This window comes from Gemmobacter aquatilis (assembly GCF_900110025.1).
GTDB classification, from domain to species: domain Bacteria; phylum Pseudomonadota; class Alphaproteobacteria; order Rhodobacterales; family Rhodobacteraceae; genus Gemmobacter; species Gemmobacter aquatilis.
Genome location: NZ_FOCE01000001.1, coordinates 198,830 through 216,353, shown reverse-complemented (window position 1 = coordinate 216,353; position 17,524 = coordinate 198,830). Strand labels below are relative to the sequence as shown.

Sequence of the window (17,524 nt, the reverse complement as noted above, 5' to 3'; positions counted from 1 at the left end):
CAGGCCCGCCCGTGTCAGATCATTTCTGCAGTTCAGTCCAGATCGCGGTGATATATTCCAGCGATTTGCCGGTGCAGGTCGGCAGGAACACGCCCGCCGCCTTGAACTGTTCCGGGATCACCACTTCAGGCGCGGTCTTCATGTCTTCGGGCATGAACGCCTCAGACCCGGCGATACCATTGGCATAGCGCGCAAAGGCCGAAATCATCGCGGCATTTTCCGGCAGCATCACGAAGTCGAGGAACTTGTAGGCCTCTTCGACATTCTGCGCATCCTTCAGCAGCGCGACCGAATCCATGAACAGCGGATAGCCTTCCTTCGGATAGCCATACTGCACATCCCCATTGGTGGCGACGCGCGCCCGCATGGTCGAGCCGTTCCAGTTGACCGAGGCCGCCCAATCACCGTTCGACAGTTTCTCGGTGGCGCCGTAATCCATCGCAACCCAGTCCGGCTTGGCGGCCAGCAGCGCATCGCGGGCCTTCTTCAGCACAGCGGTATCTTCGCTGCACGGCTCGCCACCCGCCCACATTGTCGCCATCGAAACGATGTCGTTCATCTCCGGCACGACGTTGATCTTGCCCTTCAATTCGGCGGGCACGTTCAGGAAGATTTCGGCGGTGTTGATGTCGCCGCCATAAACCTTGGTGTTCACCGCAACCCCGGTCGACCCCCACTGCCACGGAATGGTGAACTTGCGGCCCGCATCCCACGCAACATCCTGCCATTCCGGCGCGATATTGCCGTGGTTCGGCAGTTTCGCCAGATCCAGCTCGGTAATCAGGCCCTTCTCGATCCAGATCGGCACATAATTGGCCGAAGGCACCACCAGATCGAACCCATGCCCGCCCGCCTCAACCTTGGCCAGCGCCACATCGTTGCTGTCGTAATCGGTGACGGTGACCTTGATCCCGGTTTCTTTCTCGAACTTCGCCAGCAACTCGGGGCTGGTGTAATTGCCCCAGTTATACAGGTTCAGAACGCCCTCGGCGCTGGCAAGGCCGGTGGAGGCAAGCAAAAGGGCCGTGGCAGTAAACAACTTTTTCATTGTAGTCCTCTGTTGGTGGATGTGGCGTCGGGCTGTTGGTCAGCCCCGTTTTCTGGTCAGCAGGAAGAAGGCGGTCAGCAGGGCCACGGTCAGGCCCAGCAGCAGGGTCGAAATCGCATTGACCTCGGGCGTGATCGCCCGGCGCATCTGGCCAAGCATGTAGGTGGGCAGGGTGTCCTGCCCGCCGGATTTCACGAATTCGGTGATCACCACGTCATCCAGACTGATGACGAAGGCCAGCATCGCCCCTGCTGCGATCCCCGGCCCCAGCAAGGGCAGCGTGACATGGCGAAAGGTCTGCCAGGGCGAGGCGTAAAGATCCGCGGCGGCGGTCTCAAGGCTCAGGTCCATCCCCTCCAGCCGGGCGCGGATCGGCAGATAGGCGAAGGGGATGCAGAAGGCCGCGTGCGCCAGAATCAGATAGCCCAGCCCCTGATAGCCGGTCACCTGTTTCAGCATCCCGAAAAAGATCATCAGCGCCACGGCGGTCACGATTTCCGGCACCATCAGCGGCTGGTTGATCGCCACATAGATCAGCGTCTGCCCCTTGAAGGCCCGCCGGCGCGTGGTGCCGATGGCCGCCATGGTGGCAATCACCGTGGCAATGGCCGAGGCCAGCGTGGCAATGCTCAGCGACCGCAGCGTCGCCGCCTTCACCGTCTCGTTGGCCCAGGCCGCCGAATACCAGTGCAGCGAAAACCCGCTCCATACCGCGACGGAATTGCCCGCGTTGAACGAATAGCCGACCAGCGTGAAGATCGGCAGATACAGCGCCACGAAGGACAGCAGCGCGATGGGGGCAAAGCCCGGCAGGCGGGCGATGTCAAAACGCTTAGCCATGCGGGTTGCTCCCCTTGTTGGCGGCGCGCACATAGACCAGCAGCGCCACCATCACCACGATCAGCAGCAGCAGCGACAGCGCCGCCCCCAGTGGCCAGTTGCGCCCCTGGGTGAACTGCAATTCGATGAAATTGCCGATCATCATGTTCTTGCCCCCGCCCAGCACGCGCGGCGTGACATAGGCGCCCAGCGAGGGCACGAAGACGAGGATCGACCCCGCCACGATCCCCGGCTTCACGATGGGCAGGATCACATGGCGCAGCACCTGCCAGCGGCTGGCATACAGATCATACCCCGCCTCCAGCAGCTTCATGTCGAACCGGTCAATCGCGGCGAACAGCGGCAGCACCATCAGCGGCAGATAGACATAGGCCATGCCGATCAGCACCGCCGTATCGGTATACATCACCTGAATCGGCGCGCTGATCAGCCCAAGCTTCATCAGCACCGTGTTCATCAACCCTTCGCTGCGCAGCACCTCGTTGATGGCGAAGGTGCGGATCAGCAGGTTGGTCCAGAACGGAATGGTGATCAGAAACAGCCACAGCGCCCGCGCTTTCGGCGGGCGGGTGGCGATGAACCAGGCCGTGGGAAAGCCCGCCAGAAAGGTCAGCACGGTGGTTTCCAGCGACAGTTTCACCGACCGCCAGAAGATCGTCAGATGTGCATCCGCCAGCCCCAGCGTGTCGTCGAAAATATCGCGGGTGAACAGCACGCCGATCCAGCCATCGGGGCTGAACCCCCAGACGACATTGCCATACTGGCCCGGCGTCAGGAAGGAATAGACGATCACGATCACCAGCGGCCCGCTGGCCGCAAACAGCAGCAACAGCAGCGCCGGAACTGACAGAAGCCAGCCGTTGCGGGTGGAGGCGCGGGCCTGCCGGTCTTCAGCACGGCTCATGGCGCTCAATCCCGGATCAGGCGCGCGGCGCCGGGCAGGAAGGTCACGCCCACGGCCTGCCCCATGGCAAAACCGGCATCGCCGGTCGGCGGGCTTTGCACCCGCGCCACCAGCGCCTCGCCATCGCTCAGCCGCAGGTTCAGATGGGTATCGGTGCCGAAATAGACGAGGTTTTCCACCGTCGCCGCAATCGCCCCCGGCTCGTTCGCCGCCACCAGCCGCAACTGTTCGGGCCGCACGGTCAGCGTATGGCCCTCGCCCTCGGCCTCCACCACCGCGCCACAGCCCAGCTTCACCCCGCCTGCAACCGGTTTGGCGGGCAGGAAATTCGTCTCGCCGATGAAGCTGGCGACAAAGCGGTTCACCGGGCGGGTATAGATCTCGCGCGGGCTGCCCACCTGTTGCAGCTTGCCCGCGCTCATCACCCCGATCCGGTCGCTCATCGTCAGCGCCTCCTCCTGATCATGGGTCACGAAGACGAAGGTGATGCCGGTTTCCATCTGCAACCGCTTCAGCTCCACCTGCATTTCCTTGCGCAGCTTCAGGTCCAGCGCGCTCAGCGGTTCGTCCAGCAGCAGCACCTTCGGATGCGGCGCCAGCGCGCGGGCCAGCGCCACCCGCTGTTGCTGCCCGCCCGAAAGCTGCGCCGTCTTGCGCCCCGCCAGATGTTCCAGCTTCACCAGCGCCAGCATCCGCGCCGTCACCTCGGCCACTTCCGCCTTGGGCCGCCCCAGCATTTTCAGCGCGAACCCCACATTCTCGGCCACGGTCAGATGCGGGAACAGCGCATAGCTTTGGAACACCGTGTTTACCGGGCGCTTGTTCGGCGGCAGGTCCGTCACCTCGGCCCCGTCGATCAGAATATCGCCCGCCGTTGGCATCTCGAACCCGGCGATCAGCCGCAACAGCGTGGTCTTGCCACAGCCCGAGGGGCCCAGCAGCGTGAAGAACTCGCCCTTGCGGATGGTGATCGACACGTCATCCAACGCACGATGCGCGCTGTCTCCCTGGCCGAAGGCCTTGATCGTGTGGCGGGCTTCGATTGCGTTGGTCTGGCTCAAGGTGACTCGCCTCCAATACTTTTGATCATATTCTGCGGTTGATTCATATGCGTGCAATCAAAACCTGCGTCACAGCGCAATTTTTCCGAAATACGCAATCCAGGGTTGCGATTGCTCAAGTTCCGCGCACAAAGCGATTAATTCTTCATCGCTGCCAAAGCGCGCCGCCAGATGCACGCCGATCGGCAACCCGCTGGCCGACCAGCCGAGCGGCACCGAAGCCGCCGGTTGGCCCGAGGCGTTGAACACCGCGCAGAAGGGCGAATAGTCGAAAATCCCGCCCGGCCCGGTGCGATAGGCCACATAATCTTCGGTATCATGGGAAAACCGGCCCACCTCCGCCGGGGGCTCGGCCAGCGTGGCCGACAGGATGATGTCGCAGCCCGCGCCCTTTTCGGGGTCGAACACCGCCGCCATCTCGCGGCCAAAGGCATGGATCGCCCCCACCGCCGCCAGATAATCCGCGCCGGAAATCGTGGCGGCATGGGCCATCGCGCCGCGCGTCACGCCCTCCACATCGCCCGGTTCCAGCCCGCGCCCCTTGGCGGCCAGCGCCTTGCGCACCCCCAAAGCCGTGCCGCAGGCCACCACATCAGTCCAGGCGCGCATCATCGCCTTCACATCGGCGCGGGGCAGGCCGGGCACCACCTGATGCCCCAGCGATTCCAGCAGCCGCGCGGTATCCAGCACGGCCTTGCGGCAATCGGGGTGGATCGGATCGCCGGTAAAACTGGTCTCGCAGACCATCACCCGCAAGCGGCGCGGCGGGCGGCTGATCGCCTGCATATGGCCGCGCGCCAAAGGTGGTGCCCAGTAGGGCGCCCCGAGGTCGGCCCCTTCGCAGGCATCCAGCATCGCCGCCGTATCCCGCACGCTGCGCGTCAGAAACCCGTCAATCGCCATCCCGGCCCAGCCTTCGCCGGCATAAGGCCCATCCGGCAGCCGCGCCCGCGTCGGCTTGAACCCGAACAACCCGCAGCTTGAGGCCGGAATCCGCACCGACCCGCCGCCATCCGATCCATGCGCAAAGGGCACGATCCCCGCCGCCACCGCGGCCCCCGCACCGCCAGATGACCCGCCCGAGGTATGGTCCAGGTGCCACGGGTTGCGCGTCGGCCCGCCATAGACCGCGGCCTCGGTCGCGGCGCCAATCCCGCCTTCGGGGCTGGTGGTGCGCCCATAGGTCACCACGCCGGTTGCCCGGATCCGCTGATAAATCGCTGAATCCTTGCCGTAACGCGTGTTCGCCAGCAGGCGAGAGCCGTTATGCGACGGAAACGCCACCGCCTCGCAGCCCAGATCCTTCAACAGGAACGGCACGCCGCGAAACGGCCCGCGCGGCAGCCCCGCCGCAATCGCCGCCCGCGCCACCGCGTCCTGCACCAGAACCACCGCGTTCAGCTTGGGGTTCCAGCGCGCCACCGCCGCAAGGCTGGCGTCCAGCAATTCCCCGGCGCTGACAGCGCCCCGCGCCACCAGCGCCGCAAGATCGGTGGCATCTTTGGCATCAAATTGCGCCAGCATCGCAGACCCCTCATCGGTTTCCTGCGAAGCCTAGCCACACTTTTGATCATATTATGCACCGGGAGCGACAGCCAAGGTCGCTCCCGGCCCGCCCTGCCTCAGCGCGCCAGATAGGCGCGCCAGCCTCCCAGGGCAGTGATGTCTTCGGCGCCGTCAACGCCTGCGCTTTCCACCAGAAACCCGGTTGCCGTGCTGCCATCGGCCAGCCGCACCGTGCCCAGCCCCAAGGGCGCCGGGATTGTCAGCAAAAACTCTCCCAGCCGCGCGATGGGCATCGCCCAGACCTCCACCGCCAGTGCCGCGCCACCGGTGCTGACCCGCAGCAATCCGGGCCGGAACGGCGGCCCGCCCGCCAGCGCAAACAGCCGATAGTCCGGCGCTGTCGTGGTCGCCGCCAGAAACCGCCCGCCGCGTGACGTGACATCGCCGTTCAGCGGCAGCCCCGACATATGCGCGCCCACCAGCACCAGCGCCGCTTCGCCCGGCGCCAAAGCGCCCACAGGTGCCGCTGCCACAGGCAGCGGCTTGCCCGTCGCCCCCAACACCGGATGTGCGGCCTGCTGAATCTGCTGTGCCAGCGCCGCGGCCAGCCCATCCTGCCCGGCGCGTGCCAGCAGCGTCACGCTGCCCGGCCGCCCGTCAGACCGCGGCCCGGTCGGCACCGCAATCCCGCACATATCCATCAGGTTCACGAAATTCGTATAGGTGCCAAAGCGGCTGTTCGGCCCGATCGGGTCAGCCTCCAGATCGGCCAGACTGTAGAAGGTCGGGATCGTCGGCACGCACAGCAGGTCCAGCCCCGCCAGCATCGGTTCTGCCGCGCGTTTCAGATCGGCCAGCCGGTAGAAGCCGCGAAACGCATCCGCCGCCGAAAGCTTGTCGGCCCCGCCGATGATCTTCGCCGTGGTCGGATGGATCGCCTCGGGGTTGGACCGGAACAGCGGTTCAATCGCCGCCATGCGTTCGGCCACCCAGGCGCCCTCATACAGCATCTGCGCCACCTGATAGAGCGGCGTAAAGTCGATCTCGCGGATCTCGCAGCCAAACCCGCGCAGTTGGTCCAGCGCCGCCGCAAAAGCCTCGGCCTGCGCGGCATCGCCGAAAAACTCGCGCGTCGCGGCATCCGGCACGCCGATCCGCAAGGTGGGCGGCACCGGGGCCAGCGGCGGGGCCGCAATCGGGCGGGCATAGGCATCTGCCGCGTCATAGGCGCAGGCCACGCGGAAGGCGCGATGCGCATCCGCCACCGTCAGCGCGAAGATTGAAATCGTGTCCAGCGTCCGGCAGGCCGGCACCATGCCGCTGGCCGACAGCGCGCCCAGCGTCGGCTTCAGCCCGACGATATTGTTCAGCGCCGCCGGCACCCGGCCAGACCCGGCGGTATCGGTGCCCAGCGAAAAGCTGACGATCCCGCGCGCCACCGCAACGCCCGATCCACTGGACGATCCGCCCGGCACGATCAGCGGATCAATCGCATTGCGCGGCACGCCATAGGGCGACCGCACGCCCACCAGGCCGGTGGCGAACTGATCCAGATTGGTCTTGCCGATCCAGATCGCCCCGGCCTTGCGCAGCATCGCCACCACAAAGGCATCCTCGTCCGCCAGATAGGCAAAGGCCGGACAGGCGGCGGTGGTCGGCGCCCCGGCCACGTCGATATTGTCCTTCACCGCGAAGGGGACCCCCCACAGCGGATAGGCCGCCGCGTCAAACGCGGGCAGCGCCGCCGCCTCGACCTGCGCCTCGTCCAGATCGCGCAGATACAGGAACATCGCCGGATCATCCGCCGCTTTGTGGCGGGCAAAACTTTCGGCCAGCACGGCGGCGGGCGAAAGCCCCGCCGCATAGGCCGCATGAAGCGAAGCAATGTCGAAGGAAAGATCGGCAGCAGCAGGCAGGGTCATCTTGTTACTTTCTCAGTCTTGCGCGTCCGGCAGAAACGCCACCGGGCGTTCCCACTGAATCAATACGACACAGCCCTCGTCCGACCAAACGGAATGGGCGGTGCCTTCCGGGTTCAGCACCAGGGATCCTGCCGGGTAATCGCCCCGTTCGTCGCTTTGCGTGCCTTCCAGCACAAGGATCATCTCAAGCCCGGTGTGAAGATGGCGTGGCACCCCTGCTTGGGGGGCATAGCGCAGAAGCGCCACGCCGGGGTTCCCTTCGTTGAGCGGGCAAATATCGACCCCCTCGCGGAAGGGTTGGTAATTGGCAGTCCGCCACCAACCTTGCAGCAGGCCCGGCAGGTGGAAAGGGTCAGCCATGCAGCGCCTCCACGATCTCGGCGGTGCGGGCTGTCCATCCGACAATCGCGCCCTGCGCGCGGATCATCTCCAGCGCGGCGGCCTTGAAGGCGGGGAAATAGCTTTCGGTGGCATCTTCGGCCAACAGGCAGTCAAAGCCCCGGTCATTCGCTTCGCGCATCGTGGTCTGCACGCAAACCTCGGTCGTCACCCCGGCGAAGATCAGGGTCTTCGTCCCCAGCCCCGCCAGAATCTCGCTCAGCGGCGTGGCGTAGAACGCGCCCTTGCCCGGCTTGTCGATCACCACCTCGCCCGGCAGCGCCGCCAGTTCCGGCACGATCTCGGCCCCCGGTTCGCCCGCAATCAGAATCCGCCCCATCGGCCCCGGATCGCCGATCCGCAGCGCAGGTGCCCCGCGCAGCCGCTTGGCGGGGGGGCAGTCGCTCAGGTCGGGCAGGTGGCATTCGCGGGTATGGATCACCGGAACCCCTGCCGCCCGCGCCCCGGCAATCAGCGCCGCCACCGTGGGAATGATCGCCTGCAACAGCGTCACATCATTGCCCAGCGCCGCGCCAAACCCGCCCGGCTCGACGAAATCGCGCTGCATGTCGATCACGATCAGCGCCGTGCTGGCGGGGTCGAACCGCAACGGAAAGGGCAGGGCGCCCGCAAGCTCTGCCATCACGCGTGCCCTCCCATATGATGCCCGATCTCGGCCAGAGAGGCCTGTGCCGCCGTCACCTCGTAACTGATCCGGCCCTCCGACATCACGACGATGCGGTCTGAAAGTTCCATCACCTCGTCCAGATCCTCGCTCATCAACAACACCGCCGTGCCCGCATTGCGCGCCGCCATGATCCGCGCCCGAATCTCCGCCACAGCCGAGAAATCCAGCCCGAAACAGGGGTTTGAAATCACCAGCAACCGCACCGCCCCCGTCAGTTCCCGCGCCAGCACCGCGCGCTGCACATTGCCACCCGACAGCGCCGCAATCGGCCCGTCCGGCGCCGCCACCTTCACCTTGAAGGCGGCAATCAGCTCCGTCCCCCGTGCCCTCATCTCCTTGCCCGAGGTCCAGAAGCGCGGGCTGTCGCCCTTGCGGTCAAAGCTGCGGAAAGCGATGTTCTCGATCACGCTCATCCGCCCGGCACAGGCATTGCGCAACGGCTCCTCCGGCAGATAGCGCACCGCCAACCTCTGCGCTTCGGCCCGCGTCGCGCTGTAGGGCGCGCCCTCCACCTTGATCGCCCCCGCCATCAGCGGGCGCTGGCCGGTCAGCACCTCCATCAGCTCCATCTGGCCATTGCCGGAAATCCCGGCGATGCCGACGATCTCGCCCGCGCGCACGGTCAGGCTGCGGATGTCGATTTCCTTCAACCCCGAACGGTCCAGCGCGCGGATGCCGTCAATCTCCAGCACCGGCGCCCCGGTCGTGCCGCTGCGGGGCGCGGGCGTCGTGTCCTTTTCGGCGCCGATCATCATCGCCGCCATCTGCGCATGGGTCAGATCGGCCACCTTGCCCTGCCCGACCAGCTTGCCCCGGCGCAGCACCGAAACTTCGTCGGCAAAGGCCGTCACCTCGCGGAACTTGTGGGTGATCATCAGCACCGAAATCTCGCCCGCCTCGCATAGCGCCCGCACATGGCCCAGCACCTCGTCGGCCTCGTCCGGCGTCAGCACGCTTGTCGGTTCATCCAGAATCAGAAACCTGCGGCCCAGGTAAAGCTGCTTCAAAATCTCCAGCTTCTGCTTTTCCCCCGCCGCCAGCCGCGCCACCGTCTGATCCAGCGGCACCCGGAACGGCATGGATTGCATGAAGGCATCCAGCCCCGCGCGCTCTTTCCCCCAGTCGATCACCGCCGGCGCATCCTTGCGCGAGATCACCAGATTCTCGGCCACGGTCAGCGAGGGCACCAGCGTGAAATGCTGATACACCATGCCCAGCCCCATCGCATGGGCATGGCGCGGATCGGCGATCCTCGCCTCGCGCCCGCCCACCAGCAACTCGCCACTGGTGGCGTGGTAAAAGCCCATGATGCACTTCACCAGCGTCGATTTGCCCGCGCCATTCTCGCCCAGCAGCGCATGAAAACTGCCCGGCGCCACGCGGATCGACACATCGTCCAGCGCGGTAAAGGCGCCGAACCGCATGGTCATGCCCAGCGTCTCCACCTCCAGCGCGCCGGGGGGCAGCGGCTCTTCCCCGATGATGCTCATGGCAGCACCGCGATCAGGCTGGCACTGTCCGACACCGCGCCGAACACGCCGCCCTGCATCGTCACCATCTTCAGCGCGGCCTCATGGTTGCCCGGATCGGTGGCACCGCAGCAATCCGACAGGATCAGGCATTCAAAGCCCCGGTCATTTGCCTCGCGCATGGTGGTGGAGACGCAGACATCCGTGGTGATCCCGGTCAGGATGATGTTCTCGATCCCCTGCACCCGCAGCATCAGCTCCAGATCGGTGGCGCAGAAACTGCCTTTGCCCGGCTTGTCGATGATCGCCTCGCCCGGCAGCGGGTAAAGCTCGGGGATGATGTCCCAACCCGGCTCGCCCCGGATCAGGATCTTGCCGCACGGCCCGGCATCGCCGATCCCCGCGCCGATCTGCCGGCTGCGCCAGCGCTTGTTGGGCGGCAGGTCGCTCAGGTCCGGGCGGTGCCCTTCGCGGGTGTGGATGATGGTATATCCCTTCGCCCGCATCGCCGCCAAGACCGCCTTGATCGGCTCGATCGGCGCCTGCGTCATGCTCAGGTCATAGCCCATCATGTCCACATAGCCGCCCGTGCCGCAGAAATCGGTCTGCATGTCGATGATGATCAGCGCGGTATTCTCGGGCCGCAGATCGCCATTCCAGGGCCAGGCATAGGGGGTGGAGGAAACCGTGGTCATCTTGCCCTCATTTCGTGATGGAAAGCTCGCCCGGCGCCCCGCTCAGCGCGCGGGTGGTCGAGGAGGTGGCGATCAGAACGCCCAGCGTCAGCACATAAGGCGCGGCATAGAACAGGTAATATCCCTTGGTCACGCCCACCGATTGCAACGCCGGGCCCAGGGCGCCCGCACCGCCGAACAGCAGCGCCGCCCAGAAACAGGCCACCGGGTTCCAGCGGGCAAAGATCACCAGCGCCACCGCCATCAGGCCCTGCCCCGATGAAATCGCCTCATTCCAGCTTCCGGGGTAATACAGGGACAGATAGGCCCCGCCGACCCCGGCAAACGCCCCGCCCGCCGCCGTGGCCAGCGTGCGGATCACTGCCGGGCGCAGGCCCATGGCGCGGGCGGCATCGGTGCTGTCGCCCACCACCCGCAGCGTCAGCCCGACCTTGGTCGAGCGGAACATCCACGCCATCACCAGCGCCAGCGCCAGCCCGATCAGGAACAGCACATTCACATTCAACGCCGCCTGCACCTGCGGCAGGTCAGACCACCCCCCCAGCGCAATCGCGGGCAGATCGGGCGCCGTGGGCTGGATGAACGGCTTGCCGAAATAGAAGGCGAGGCCAGAGCCCAGCAACATCATCGCAATGCCCACCGCGATGTCATTCACCTTGGGCAGCGAACAGATGATGCCATGCACCAGCCCGAACACCACCCCCGCCAGCGCCGCCACCAGCACCCCGGCCCAGGCCGATCCCGTCAACACCGCCGTGCCATAGCCCGCCATGGCGCCAAACACCAAGGTGCCTTCCAGCCCCAGATTGATCCGGCCAGACCGTTCCGTCAGCACCTCGCCCAGCGAGACGAACAGGAACGGCGTCGAAACCCGGATCGCGCCGCCGACAATGGCGACCGGAATGCCCCAAAGACCCAAATCGCCCGCCATCAGCGCGCCCTCCGTTCCGGGTGAAAGATGTCGAACCGGCCATACAGCGTTTCCGAAATCAGGATCGCCATGAACACAAAGCCCTGCAGCACCACCACCGCCGCATCCGGCAGGTCCATCCGCCGCTGCACCAGCCCCGACGAGGCATCGAACCCCGCCAGCAACAGCGCCACCGGCAGAATCGCCAGCGGGTTATGCCGCGCCAGAAAGGCGATCAGGATGCCGGTATAACCATAGCCCGCCGCCAGCGAGGCATTGGCCGTGCCATGAATCGCCGTCACCTCGAAGAACCCCGCCAGCCCGGCAAACGCCCCGCCCAGCGCGGTGAAGCCGATCACCAGCCGCCCGACCGGCAACCCCTGCACCTGCGCCGCCTTCACATTGGCCCCGGCGATGCGGGCGCCAAAGCCCCAGCTCGTCCGCTCGATCAGCACCCAGCTCACCACGCAGCCGATGATCCCGAACAGCAGCCCCCAATGCACCTCCATCCCCGGCAGATTGCCGACGCGCAGCCCCTCGACCAGCGGCGCGGTGGACGGCTTGTTCAGGCTGGCCGGGTCGCGCAGCGGCCCTTCGACCAGATGGTTCATCAGCGCAATCGCGATGTAAGACAGCAGCAGGCTGGCAATCGTCTCGTTCACCCCGCGATAGAACCGCAGCGCGCCCGAGGCGCCGATCCACGCCCCGCCCACGATCATCGCGGCCAGTGCCAGCAGCGGCAGCGCGATCACCGGGGTCACCCCGGCCAGCGGCCCGGCCAGCGCCCCCGCCGCCACGCCGCCCAGCACGATCGCGCCTTCGCCGCCGATCACCACCAGCCCCAGCCGGGCCGGCAGCGCCACGCACAAGGCGGCCATCAGCAAGGGCGCCGCCCGCGACAGCGTATTCTGCCACGAAAACGCCGATCCATAGGCGCCCTGCCAGACGTAATAAAGGAACGAGAAGGGCGATTTGCCCTGCGTCAGCAGAAACAGTCCAAACACCACCAGCCCCGCAAGCAGGGCCAGCGCCGGAATCACCACCGCCTCGGCGCGGCGGGCGAGGGTGTCGCGCAGCCCTTCGCTGCGCGCGCTCCCCTGCATCAGGCTCTCTGCCACCGCCATCCGCCCAACCCCTTACGAGGTGGAGCCGATGACACCCTCAACCAGATAGCTCATGCTCTCCAGCGCGGGGTCGGTTTCCAGGAAAGACTGGCCGGCGGCGGCGATCTCGGCCCCGGTATTGTCCTTCAGCGGGCCCTTGATCGCGGCAAAGCCGCCTTTCAGGATCTCGGCCTGCACCGCCTCGAATTGCTTGCGCCCGGCTTCGGGCACGGCGGGCCCCAGCGGCGACATCTTGATGAACCCGTCCGCCAGACCGCCGCGCACGAAATTGTCGATCACCCCGCCCGCCATCGTGGTTTCCACCATCTTGGTATAGACGGCGGCCCAGTTCCATTCGGCCCCGGTCAGATACAACTCCGGCGCCAGCGCCGACTGGTTGGCGTGATAGCCGCACACGAAAGACCCGCGCCCGGCGGCGGTTTCGATCACCACTTTCGGCCCGTCCACATGGCAGGTGATCACATCGCAACCCGCATCGCACAGCGCATTGGTGGCTTCCGCCTCTTTCACCGCCAGCGACCATTCGCCGGTGAAGATCACCTGACAGGTGATCGTCGGGTCCACCGACCGCGCGCCCAGCAGGAACGAGTTGATGTTCAGCAACACCTGCGGAATCGGCTTGGCGGCGACGAAACCGATCTTCTTGGTCTTGCTGGCATGGCCCGCCGCCACACCGTTCAGATACTGCCCCATGCCGATATAGCCGAAATAGCTGCCGACATTCATCGGATGCTTGTCCTTCGTCCACATCCCGCCGCAGTGTTCAAACCGCACCTCCGGGTATTTCCCGGCCAGTTCAAGGATATGGGGGTCGAAATAGCCGAACGAGGTCGGGAAGATCAGCGCCGCCCCATCCAGATTGATCATCGATTCCATGGATTTCTGCACATCCATGGTTTCCGGTACATTTTCTTCTTCCACCACCGTCACGCCCGCCATCGCCTTCACGGCGGCGGCGCCTTCGGCATGGGCCTGATTATAGCCGAAATCGTCACGCGGGCCGACATAGATGAAACCCACGGTCAACTCGGTCAGCGCCTGCGCGCGGGCGCCGAAGGGCAGGCCGCCAAGCGCGGTGGCGCCGGTCAGCGCCGCCGCCCCTTGCAGGAAACCACGGCGCGAGAAAGGCGAACGGAAAGTCGTCATGGTGCACGTCTCCGGGGGATGGGGGTCAGGAGGCGCGGACCGCCGAGGGGACGGACAGCCCGCGCCGAGGGGAACTTCTGCATCGCAGCATGACCCGTTGCACTGCTGCTGTCTCGTGCTAAGTTTGCACCGAACCGCTGCAAATTCTGCACCACATCCGGAACGCCATGCACCAGCTCACCCCCCACTTGTTCATCGACGCCATCGCCCGGGCGGGTTCCATCCGCAAAGCCGCGGAATCGCTGGCCATCACCTCCACCGCGCTCAACCGCCGCGTGCTGGCGCTGGAGGATGAACTGGGCGTGCCGATCTTCGAACGCCTGCCGCGCGGGGTGCGGCTGTCCACGGCGGGCGAATTGCTGATCTCGCATCTGCGCGCGCAGGCCGCCGATTTTGAAAAGCTGAAAAGCCAGATCGCCGATCTGGCGGGCGAACGGCGCGGCAATGTCACCATCGCCTGTTCGCAGGCCTTGCTGCCCTATTTCCTGCCCGATCACATTGGCCGTTACCGCCGCGATCACCCCGGCGTCACCTTTTCCGTCCGCGTGCGCGACCGCGCCGCCGCCGAGGCCGCGCTGGTGGAACATGATGCCGACATCGCGCTGATCTTCGAACCCGTGCGCATGTCAGAGGTGCAGATCCTCGCCGCCGTGCGCCAGCCGATCCACGCCGTCATGGCCGCCGATCACCCGCTGGCGGCGCAAAGCGTCATCCGCCTGCGCGAGTGTCAGCAATACCCCATCGCCTTGCCCACCGTGCAATATGGCGTGCGCCACCTGATCGACCACGCGCTGCTGCGCTCCTCCGTCCGGCTGCGCGTCGTCGTCGATTCCGACAATTTCGAGTTTCTGCGCCACTACCCGGCGCAGGAGCACCTGATCAGCTTCCAGATCCCCATCGGCCTTGCCGCCACCCCGCAACCCGAAGGCATCGTCTCGCGCCCGGTGGACCCGCGCGACATCCCCGAAGGCCGCCTCTACCTCTGCCAGTTGCGCGGCCGCACCCTCCCCGTCGCCGCCGCCAAATTCGCCGCCCAGATCGAACGCGACCTGGACAGCAGGTTCCCGGAGTGAGGGGGGGCGGTCGTTCGTTGCGCGATCAACGAGTGACAGGCTTGGGTCCGCAAACGGAAAGTCAGGATCATTCCGGGGCGGCCATGGCGACGCATCGACGCCATCAGGATTTTCAATTCTGCCTCCCGGTCGCAGGTCTTGGTGGCATGGGCCCGCTACTTCGACTTCAACTCCATGCCGGTGACATTTTTCTTTGCGGGCCCAAAGGTTCATGGCATGGTCCGCGAAGCAGCCGCACCCATGCGCCGCTCAAATAATGCCTGCGCGATGACAGCGCCAAGCAAGCTACATTAAGCGCCAAACTACATTAGGAGAAACATATGCGTGCGACCTTTATTCTTGCTTTTGCGTTTCTTACGGCTTCTCCATTTGGGTTTGCTGCCGCTGAAACCAAACCTGTCAACGCGGTTACTTTCATCCGCGCGGAGAGCGACAACTACATGCGCAACATCGTCGCTCAGAATGGCGGGCTTGGCGTTCTGGTACACCAGCGCGAAGTCGTGCCGCTCGACAAGCAGACAATCATTCGTATGAACCGGGATACGTTGTATTCCTCGGCGGTGGTCGACTTGGCCGCTGGACCGGTCACTGTGACCATGCCAGAGGTAGATGAGGGCCGCTATGTTGCACTTCAGGTTGTCAACCAGGACCATCTGACACCCATGGTACTGCATGATGGCTCCGCCGTGCTGACGCAAGAAAGCGTGGGCACGCGATATGCCGCACTGCTCGTGCGCGTGTTCGTAAATCCGTCCAGCCCAGAGGACATCACCAAGGCTCATGCAGTGCAGGACGCCATTAAGCTGGAACAGACTTCGCCTGGTTCGCTTGAGATGCCTGAATGGGACAAGACATCGCTCGACGCGGCACGAAAGGCGCTGCTTGATCTCGGTGCGCTTGGGTCAGAAGGGTTCGGCGTGCAGATGGGGAAGATGGGTGAGGTCGATCCAATCGCCCACCTCGTGGCAACAGCCGTTGGATGGGGGCTTAACCCCCCGTCCGAAGCGATCTATCTGAATCCAGCACTCACGACCAACGACGCCACAACAGTGCATCGCCTGACCATGAAGGACATCCCGGTCGATGCGTTCTGGTCGATCAGCGTTTACAACAAAGCAGGATTCTTCGAACCGAACGCCTTGAACCGTAACTCGGTGAACGGCGTTACAGGAACCAAGGATGCTGATGGATCAATCACGGTTCAATTCGGTGGCTGTTCATCCGACGATCAGGCGAACTGCATTCCGATCACCGAGGGTTGGAACTATATCGTCCGACTGTATCAGCCTCGGGCCAATGTACTTGACGGCTCCTGGACGCTACCGACGGCAGCGCCACTTCAGTAGGGCGGATAGAAGGAGTTCGCGTTGGCAAGCACGAATGGCCGGTTCGGGCCTGCCGCCGCACTCAATGCCCCTCTCTCCTCACAGAAAATTTCCCCTCCCCTCCCCCATCTTCCGACGGAACAGGGCTTGTCTGTCGTAAGAATCACGTCACCGTCTGTGCAAGAAGGCACCCAAGCGGTGCCACGACAAGAACTGGACGGAGAGACAGGATGACAGACCTCGGCTTGGGCGGCGCTGCGGCGCGGATGAAGGTGCGCCTTGGCGTGGCCCTGCTGTTTCTGGCCGCGCTGCTGCCCGCCGGGGCGCAGGCGCAGACCGCCGGGGCGGAGCGTCCGCCCGCGCAGGTCGGCGTGATCACCGTCGCCACGCAGGACGTGCCGCGCAGCTATACCCTGCCGGGCCGGGCCATCGCCTATGAACAGGCCGACATCCGCCCGCGCATCAGCGGCGTGATCACCGAAGTCCTTTACGCCCCCGGCCAGCCGATCAGCGCCGGGGCGCCGATGTTCCAGCTGGATGACGTGACCGCCCGCGCCGATCTGCGGTCAGCCGAGGCCACCGTGGGCTCGGCCCGCGCGCAGGTCAATGTCAGCAAATCCGCGCTGGACCGGGCGGAACGGCTGGTCAATTCCGGCGTCACGCAGGCCGATCTCGATGCCGCCCGCGCCGATCACGAAAAGGCGCTGGCCGATCTGCAAAGCGCCGAGGCCGCGCTGGAAGTGGCGCAGACGCAACTGTCCTGGACCCGGATCAGCAGCCCGATTGCCGGGGTGGCCGGGCTGGCCAACCTGTCGGTCGGCGATCTGGTCACCGCCAACCAGACCGAGGCGCTGGCCACCGTCACCCGGCTGGATCCGATCGACGTGGATGTCTTCGCCCCTGCCGCCCGGATGCTGCAACTGCGCGACGAGATTGCGCTGGGCACCCTGCGCGCCGCCGATCAGATGAACCTGACCGTCACGCTGGAAAACGGCCAGACCTATGCCTCGCGCGGCACCCTCGTCGCCTCGGGCTCCGAGGTGTCCACCTCCACCGGCACCGTCGATTACCGCTTCCGCGTCTCGAACCCCGACAACCGCATCCTGCCCGGCATGTTCCTGCGCGGCGAGCTGGAGGTGGGCACCGCCCCGGCGATCCTCGTGCCGCAAATGGCCGCGATCCGCGACCGGCAGGGCGCGCTGACCGTCTGGGTGGTGCAGGATGGCAAGGCCACGCAGAAACCCATCACCTCGACCGGCAGCTATGGCGCCGCCTGGGTGGTGATGCAGGGGCTGACCGATGGCGAAACGCTGGTGGTGGACGGCATGTCCAACCTCAAACCCGGCGATGCCGTCAGCCCCGTGCCTGTCACCATTTCCGACAGCGGCGTGGTGATCGACCAACCCACCCAAGCCCCCGCCGCGTCGGAGTAAGC

At 65.5% G+C, this 17,524-nt stretch carries 16 protein-coding genes; 3 read left to right on the top strand and 13 right to left on the bottom strand.

Annotated features, from left to right (window positions below; genetic code table 11):
* Nucleotides 1-19: 19 nt before the first annotated feature.
* The 13 genes from BMX43_RS00995 to BMX43_RS00935 all read right to left on the bottom strand — a co-directional run bounded on the left by BMX43_RS00995 (nt 20) and on the right by BMX43_RS00935 (nt 13,691).
* Nucleotides 20-1,048, bottom strand: coding sequence for an extracellular solute-binding protein (locus BMX43_RS00995; RefSeq protein WP_091295494.1), 1,029 nt, complete (start codon nt 1,046-1,048; stop codon nt 20-22).
* A gap of 39 nt (nt 1,049-1,087) precedes the next feature.
* Nucleotides 1,088-1,888, bottom strand: coding sequence for an ABC transporter permease (locus BMX43_RS00990; RefSeq protein WP_091295490.1), 801 nt, complete (start codon nt 1,886-1,888; stop codon nt 1,088-1,090).
* Nucleotides 1,881-2,792 (bottom strand): ABC transporter permease, encoded by a 912-nt coding sequence (locus BMX43_RS00985; RefSeq protein ID WP_091295486.1) that lies wholly within the window; start codon nt 2,790-2,792, stop codon nt 1,881-1,883. Before BMX43_RS00985 ends, BMX43_RS00990 begins: the two co-directional genes overlap by 8 nt.
* 5 nt (nt 2,793-2,797) lie before the next feature.
* Complete coding sequence (locus BMX43_RS00980; RefSeq protein ID WP_091295483.1) at nt 2,798-3,853, bottom strand: ABC transporter ATP-binding protein; 1,056 nt, start codon at nt 3,851-3,853, stop codon at nt 2,798-2,800.
* 69 nt (nt 3,854-3,922) lie between these two features.
* Nucleotides 3,923-5,377 (bottom strand): amidase, encoded by a 1,455-nt coding sequence (locus BMX43_RS00975; RefSeq protein ID WP_091295480.1) that lies wholly within the window; start codon nt 5,375-5,377, stop codon nt 3,923-3,925.
* Between the two features lie 98 nt (nt 5,378-5,475).
* The gene (atzF, locus tag BMX43_RS00970) at nt 5,476-7,281 is read right to left on the bottom strand and encodes an allophanate hydrolase (protein WP_091295475.1); all 1,806 of its coding nucleotides are present in this window, start codon (nt 7,279-7,281) and stop codon (nt 5,476-5,478) included.
* A gap of 12 nt (nt 7,282-7,293) precedes the next feature.
* Complete coding sequence (locus tag BMX43_RS00965; RefSeq protein WP_091295471.1) at nt 7,294-7,641, bottom strand: cupin domain-containing protein; 348 nt, start codon at nt 7,639-7,641, stop codon at nt 7,294-7,296.
* The gene (locus BMX43_RS00960; RefSeq protein ID WP_091295468.1) at nt 7,634-8,302 is read right to left on the bottom strand and encodes a cysteine hydrolase family protein; all 669 of its coding nucleotides are present in this window, start codon (nt 8,300-8,302) and stop codon (nt 7,634-7,636) included. The genes BMX43_RS00965 and BMX43_RS00960 overlap by 8 nt, the downstream gene beginning before the upstream one ends.
* Nucleotides 8,302-9,837, bottom strand: coding sequence for an ABC transporter ATP-binding protein (locus BMX43_RS00955; protein ID WP_091295465.1), 1,536 nt, complete (start codon nt 9,835-9,837; stop codon nt 8,302-8,304). The genes BMX43_RS00960 and BMX43_RS00955 overlap by 1 nt, the downstream gene beginning before the upstream one ends.
* The gene (gene biuH / locus BMX43_RS00950; protein ID WP_091295461.1) at nt 9,834-10,511 is read right to left on the bottom strand and encodes a biuret amidohydrolase; all 678 of its coding nucleotides are present in this window, start codon (nt 10,509-10,511) and stop codon (nt 9,834-9,836) included. The genes BMX43_RS00955 and biuH overlap by 4 nt, the downstream gene beginning before the upstream one ends.
* Nucleotides 10,512-10,518: 7 nt before the next feature.
* Entirely contained in the window at nt 10,519-11,442 is a 924-nt protein-coding gene (locus BMX43_RS00945) for an ABC transporter permease (RefSeq protein WP_175481984.1), read from the bottom strand.
* A complete protein-coding gene (locus BMX43_RS00940; RefSeq protein WP_091295455.1) occupies nt 11,442-12,545 on the bottom strand; it encodes an ABC transporter permease in 1,104 nt (367 codons plus the stop codon). Before BMX43_RS00940 ends, BMX43_RS00945 begins: the two co-directional genes overlap by 1 nt.
* 12 nt (nt 12,546-12,557) lie before the next feature.
* The gene (locus BMX43_RS00935) at nt 12,558-13,691 is read right to left on the bottom strand and encodes a BMP family ABC transporter substrate-binding protein (RefSeq protein ID WP_091295450.1); all 1,134 of its coding nucleotides are present in this window, start codon (nt 13,689-13,691) and stop codon (nt 12,558-12,560) included.
* 167 nt (nt 13,692-13,858) lie between these two features.
* On the opposite strand from BMX43_RS00935, the gene BMX43_RS00930 reads away from it, so the two are divergent.
* From BMX43_RS00930 to BMX43_RS00920, 3 genes are all read left to right on the top strand, one after another.
* Nucleotides 13,859-14,764: a LysR family transcriptional regulator gene (locus tag BMX43_RS00930; protein ID WP_091295445.1), complete on the top strand. Its 906-nt coding sequence runs from the start codon at nt 13,859-13,861 to the stop codon at nt 14,762-14,764.
* 320 nt (nt 14,765-15,084) lie between these two features.
* Entirely contained in the window at nt 15,085-16,110 is a 1,026-nt protein-coding gene (locus tag BMX43_RS00925) for a DUF1254 domain-containing protein (RefSeq protein ID WP_091295443.1), read from the top strand.
* A gap of 209 nt (nt 16,111-16,319) precedes the next feature.
* On the top strand, nt 16,320-17,522 hold the full coding sequence (locus tag BMX43_RS00920) for an efflux RND transporter periplasmic adaptor subunit (protein ID WP_091295439.1): 1,203 nt from the start codon (nt 16,320-16,322) through the stop codon (nt 17,520-17,522).
* Nucleotides 17,523-17,524: the final 2 nt, after the last annotated feature.

Coding starts and splice junctions, on each gene's coding strand:
- BMX43_RS00955 (WP_091295465.1), bottom strand. CDS start 9,837: ATGAGCATCATCGGGGAAGAGCCGCTGCCCCCCGGCGCGCTGGAGGTG.
- BMX43_RS00975 (WP_091295480.1), bottom strand. CDS start 5,377: ATGCTGGCGCAATTTGATGCCAAAGATGCCACCGATCTTGCGGCGCTG.
- BMX43_RS00945 (WP_175481984.1), bottom strand. CDS start 11,442: ATGGCGGGCGATTTGGGTCTTTGGGGCATTCCGGTCGCCATTGTCGGC.
- BMX43_RS00985 (WP_091295486.1), bottom strand. CDS start 2,792: ATGAGCCGTGCTGAAGACCGGCAGGCCCGCGCCTCCACCCGCAACGGC.
- BMX43_RS00925 (WP_091295443.1), top strand. CDS start 15,085: ATGCGTGCGACCTTTATTCTTGCTTTTGCGTTTCTTACGGCTTCTCCA.
- BMX43_RS00960 (WP_091295468.1), bottom strand. CDS start 8,302: ATGGCAGAGCTTGCGGGCGCCCTGCCCTTTCCGTTGCGGTTCGACCCC.
- BMX43_RS00940 (WP_091295455.1), bottom strand. CDS start 12,545: ATGGCGGTGGCAGAGAGCCTGATGCAGGGGAGCGCGCGCAGCGAAGGG.
- atzF (WP_091295475.1), bottom strand. CDS start 7,281: ATGACCCTGCCTGCTGCTGCCGATCTTTCCTTCGACATTGCTTCGCTT.
- BMX43_RS00965 (WP_091295471.1), bottom strand. CDS start 7,641: ATGGCTGACCCTTTCCACCTGCCGGGCCTGCTGCAAGGTTGGTGGCGG.
- biuH (WP_091295461.1), bottom strand. CDS start 10,511: ATGACCACGGTTTCCTCCACCCCCTATGCCTGGCCCTGGAATGGCGAT.
- BMX43_RS00930 (WP_091295445.1), top strand. CDS start 13,859: ATGCACCAGCTCACCCCCCACTTGTTCATCGACGCCATCGCCCGGGCG.
- BMX43_RS00920 (WP_091295439.1), top strand. CDS start 16,320: ATGACAGACCTCGGCTTGGGCGGCGCTGCGGCGCGGATGAAGGTGCGC.
- BMX43_RS00935 (WP_091295450.1), bottom strand. CDS start 13,691: ATGACGACTTTCCGTTCGCCTTTCTCGCGCCGTGGTTTCCTGCAAGGG.
- BMX43_RS00995 (WP_091295494.1), bottom strand. CDS start 1,048: ATGAAAAAGTTGTTTACTGCCACGGCCCTTTTGCTTGCCTCCACCGGC.
- BMX43_RS00990 (WP_091295490.1), bottom strand. CDS start 1,888: ATGGCTAAGCGTTTTGACATCGCCCGCCTGCCGGGCTTTGCCCCCATC.